4 protein-coding genes are annotated in these 4,502 nt (G+C 45.3%); 1 reads left to right on the forward strand and 3 read right to left on the reverse strand.

Going from position 1 to position 4,502, the window contains the following annotated elements; all coding sequences use genetic code 11:
* Nucleotides 1–173: 173 nt before the first annotated feature.
* From ACFQ2O_RS20150 to ACFQ2O_RS20160, 3 genes are all read right to left on the reverse strand, one after another.
* Nucleotides 174–722 carry an REP-associated tyrosine transposase gene (locus ACFQ2O_RS20150; protein ID WP_377532300.1) on the reverse strand — a complete coding sequence of 183 codons (549 nt, stop codon included), beginning with the start codon at nt 720–722 and terminating at the stop codon, nt 174–176.
* A gap of 244 nt (nt 723–966) precedes the next feature.
* Complete coding sequence (locus ACFQ2O_RS20155; RefSeq protein ID WP_377532303.1) at nt 967–3,195, reverse strand: NADP-dependent isocitrate dehydrogenase; 2,229 nt, start codon at nt 3,193–3,195, stop codon at nt 967–969.
* A gap of 221 nt (nt 3,196–3,416) precedes the next feature.
* Nucleotides 3,417–4,250, reverse strand: a complete 834-nt coding sequence (locus ACFQ2O_RS20160) for a hypothetical protein (RefSeq protein ID WP_377532306.1) — start codon at nt 4,248–4,250, stop codon at nt 3,417–3,419.
* A gap of 16 nt (nt 4,251–4,266) precedes the next feature.
* On the opposite strand from ACFQ2O_RS20160, the gene ACFQ2O_RS20165 reads away from it, so the two are divergent.
* Nucleotides 4,267–4,502 (forward strand): hypothetical protein (locus ACFQ2O_RS20165; protein ID WP_377532309.1); only part of this gene is annotated, 236 nt, incomplete at its 3' end.

Genomic DNA, 4,502 nt, shown 5'->3' on the forward strand with positions numbered 1-4,502 from the left:
TAAGAAGAAGTAAGTTCTTTTTAAATGTTTCTATGCCGCAAGTTTAGCGCAGCGTAACTTGTGGCTGTTCATGGTGCCAGTTTGTAACTGGCGTAAGTATAGGTATCAAGGTAACGGTAACAGCTTTATAGCTGAGATTATACTTAACCGCTTCGCTCAAATTGGCAATATGATTATTCAAGAAGTATAACTTCTACCATACCTTTTCCCCCGGCATAGTCTATGGCGCTGCTGTAAGGATAATCCTGTGGTTCCCACACGAAGCCAACTTCAACGGGATTGTTGTGAATATAGTCCTGCTTCTGTTCCATCAGGAAATTTGAGTTTAGCTCAATAGGCTGGTTATGCTGCTGCCAAAACTGGAAGGTCTGATTATTCGTGTTTAGTTTACCTGCACGCTCAAACATCCAGAGCATCCACTCTTTGCGGCTCTCCTGCGGATTATCAACTATAGCTTTAACTATAGTTTTAGAAGTATGTTTTTTCAGATCCCGAATGATACCCGATTGAATTTCTGCTTGTGAGCCGATGATAAGATGAACGTGATTAGACATGATGCACCAGGCATACACTTCCAAGCCTTTGTTCTTAATGCAATAATTCAGGCTATCAACTACTATGTCTTTATAGGCAGGCCTAGTGAAAACATCAATCCAATTTACAGTTGCAAATGAGATAAAGTGCAGCTTACTATGGTCCTTGATCTTATAGTTTCGGCTCATGGTATGCTATACGAGCATACCGCCAGTTTGAGCGAAGCGGTAAAGGTGGTGGGTATGGAGCCAGTTTGTAAAGGCGGAAGTATAAGTATGAGATTTACGCCAGTTGCAAACTGGCGTCATACATAGCCACAAGTTGCGCTCCGCTAAACTTGCGGCATACGGAGCTCTCTTATATCAAGTATAAAAAGGAAAGGCTGCCCGATCTCTCAGGCAGCCTTTCCTTTTTTATATTTTATACTTCAGACTAGAAGCTGGCTAAAGCGTTGTTCAGCGTCTCGCTTGGGCGCATGGCTTTGCTTGTCTTTTCTTCATCTGGGTGGAAGTAACCACCGATGTCAACAGGCTTGCCTTGTGCTGCAATTTGCTCGTCAACAATTTTCTGCTCGTTGTCTGTCAGCTCTTTTGCCAGTTTAGAGAAACGCTCCTTCAGCTCCTGATCATCGTTTTGCTCGGCTAGTGCCTGCGCCCAGTATAAGGCCAGGTAGAAGTGGCTGCCACGGTTGTCGATGCCGCCCACTTTACGAGAAGGTGATTTGTCTTTCTCCAGGAACTCAGCATTTGCTTTGTTAAGAGCCTCCGCCAACACCTTAGCTTTATCGTTGTTGGTTTTGTACGCCAGGTCTTCCAGCGATACAGCCAGTGCCAGGAACTCACCAAGAGAATCCCAACGCAGGTAGTTCTCTTCAACAAACTGCTCTACGTGCTTCGGTGCAGATCCACCGGCACCTGTTTCGAACAGGCCACCGCCATCCAGCAACGGAACGATAGACAGCATTTTAGCACTTGTGCCTAACTCTATGATTGGGAACAGGTCTGTCAGGTAGTCGCGAAGAACGTTACCAGTTACAGAGATAGTATCTTTACCAGCTTTGGCACGCTCGCACGTATAGCGCATAGCGTCAACCGGCGACATAATTTTAATCTCCAGGCCGTTTGTATCGTGGTCCTGCAGGTACTTCTCTACTTTCTTGATAAGGTTCGCATCGTGCGCACGCTGTGGATCAAGCCAGAAAATAGCTGGCGTGTTCGTTATACGGGCTCTTGTTACCGCCAGCTTCACCCAGTCCTGAATTGGAAGGTCTTTCGTCTGGCAAGCTCTGAAGATGTCGCCCTGCTCTACTTTCTGCTCCATCAGCGCGTTACCGTCCGCATCTACCATGCGTACAGTACCAGCGGCAGTCATCTTGAAAGTTTTGTCATGCGAGCCATACTCTTCTGCTTTCTGTGCCATCAGACCGATGTTCGGCACTGTACCCATCGTTGTTGGGTCGAAGGCACCGTTCTCTTTGTTGAACTTAATTACCTCCTGGTAAATACCGGCGTAAGAACGATCAGGTATAATAGCCACTGTGTCGTGCAGTTTACCGTCCGTGCCCCACATTTTGCCTGAAGAGCGGATAGCCGCAGGCATAGATGCGTCGATAATTACATCGCTTGGTACGTGCAGGTTAGTGATGCCTTTATCAGAGTTTACCATCGCCAGTTCAGGGCGCTTCGCATACTCCGCTTTGATGTCAGCTTCTATTTCAGCACGCTTATCTTCTGGCAGGCTCTTGATTTTGTTGTAAACATCGCCTAGACCATTGTTCGCATCAACGCCGATCTCTTTGAATGTAGCGCCGTGCTTCTCGAACACGTCTTTAAAGAAAACTTTAACCGCATGGCCAAACATGATAGGGTCAGACACCTTCATCATGGTAGCCTTCAGGTGCAGCGATAAAAGTATACCTTGCTCCTTCGCCTCGGCAATTGCTTTCTCGAAGAATGCGTTAAGCTCTGCAACATGCATCACAGAAGAGTCCATTACCTCGCCTGCTTTCAGAGCTACTTTCTCTTTCAGTACTTTTGTTTCGCCGTTAGCGCCAACAAACTCAATGCGTACATCCGTAGCCTTGTCTACCACTACAGACTGCTCACTGCCGTAGAAGTCGCCGCTCTCCATGTGAGCTACATGCGTTTTAGAGTCTGATGACCACTCACCCATAGAGTGCGGGTTCTTTTTAGCATACTGCTTCACAGCATCAGCCACACGGCGGTCAGAGTTACCTTCGCGCAACACTGGGTTTACCGCGCTACCTAAAATTTTAGAATAACGTGTTTTCACCTCATGCTCATCGTCGTTTTTAGGCTCAGATGGGTAGTTAGGGATGTTATAGCCCTGCTCCTGCAGTTCTTTTATAGCCGCATTCAGCTGCGGAATAGAGGCACTAATATTTGGAAGCTTGATGATGTTCGCCTCTGGAGTTTTAGCCAGATCGCCTAAGTAAGCCAGGTCGTCGCCTTGCTTCTGCTCTTCCGTCAGTTTCTCCGGGAAAGTAGCGAGTATACGTCCGGCAAGTGAGATATCTCTTGTCTCTACTTCGATGCCAGCTGCCTTCGTGAAGGTCTGTACGATTGGCAAGAAAGAGCGAGTTGCCAGAGCTGGCGCCTCATCGGTAATGGTATAAATAATTCTTGTTGATTTTCCAGTCATTTTATTTTTTCAGTTTAAGGTTATACTACCTCCAACCAGGGAAGTGAACTTAAGTTATTAGCAAATATAAGAGACTTTTTGATATTGGTTGCCTTAGAGGAGCTACATAGCAAGTGCACTTAATGTTAATTCAAGTTAACATTCTTACAATATAAGCAGCCGGTAATAGCTTTGGCATTGATAGCAAACATAAGCTAAGGGGTCTGCTCTGTTTATAGAAGTTAGTTCATGTGCAGGTACGGCTTGTTGTTCTTCCAAACTAGTTTGCCAGCTTTCTGCCAAGGCCTGCTCAATTGTTTGTTCAGAAAGTCTCTCTCCCAGGTCAGCTGTATACTTATTGGTTTACTTAACACACGGAAAGTTGCATCTCCCAACCAAACACCGTGCTTGTTAGCCCAAAAGCTAGTAATACTCACCAAACTATGGTGTTTTGACTGCTCGCTATCAGAAATGGCAACCGCACCTCCTCCTCCCCTGCCAAAGTGCATCGGAGACGCCATACCACTTGGCTCCACAATAGGCAGCCACACGCTTGCCCCCTCCGGAGTGATATATTGTATCCCAAACACCTCATACGTATCCTCCTCAAATCCTGTATACACAAGGTTTTCCGTTATCCCCAGCAGCTTTGTATTTACAACAGCCGCAGGCAGAAACAACATCTCTAAAAAATCTCTCGCTGCCGCTACACCTACGGCATCAGTCACTTTTGTTACTAAAGGAGAGTTCAGCGTTTTAATCAGCTGGGCAAAAACTAAATAAAGAACAAAATAATAAACTAATTTCACCTTCAAAGCCTCTTGTTCATTTGGCTCTTGTTGTCCCTGTGGCTTTAGCGGAATTAAGTCTAATATTTCTTTCCCTGCCTTACGAACCCAAGAAAAATGTATCAAGACAGCAAGAGGCGCCAAAACTACTGTTTTATACATCGCAGCCTTTAAAGCATCAGGCCCCTGCACCTGTCTCTTACCAACATTTAGCATAAATGCCGCCGGTTGTGCTGATGGGGCATAAGTTAATTTACCTGCCACATCAAAGTGCTTTATAAACAGCATTAATCTATGTGTCCTAATGTTTTCTTCAGAAAAAAATAAGATAGACTTGCTATTAGCCTTTGGTTCCCTCTGCAGCCTATCCCAAAACTTAATCGGCAGCAATAGCATATATATGCCCGCAAATGTTACTCCAAATGTTGGGATCGGAAATACAAAAGCAATAGATAAATGCATACCTACACCTATTAACACAAGCCAGACCCGGAGCTTTTTTATAGGTAACAGAAAAATAAAACTAAACTCAAAGAGCAG

It is taken from the genome of Pontibacter rugosus, from assembly GCF_042678745.1.
Lineage (GTDB): Bacteria > Bacteroidota > Bacteroidia > Cytophagales > Hymenobacteraceae > Pontibacter > Pontibacter rugosus.

Excerpts from the sequence above, each read along its gene's own strand:
- ACFQ2O_RS20155 (WP_377532303.1), bottom strand. The coding sequence starts at position 3,195 with ATGACTGGAAAATCAACAAGAATTATTTATACCATTACCGATGAGGCG.
- ACFQ2O_RS20160 (WP_377532306.1), bottom strand. The coding sequence starts at position 4,250 with ATGCTGTTTATAAAGCACTTTGATGTGGCAGGTAAATTAACTTATGCC.
- ACFQ2O_RS20150 (WP_377532300.1), bottom strand. The coding sequence starts at position 722 with ATGAGCCGAAACTATAAGATCAAGGACCATAGTAAGCTGCACTTTATC.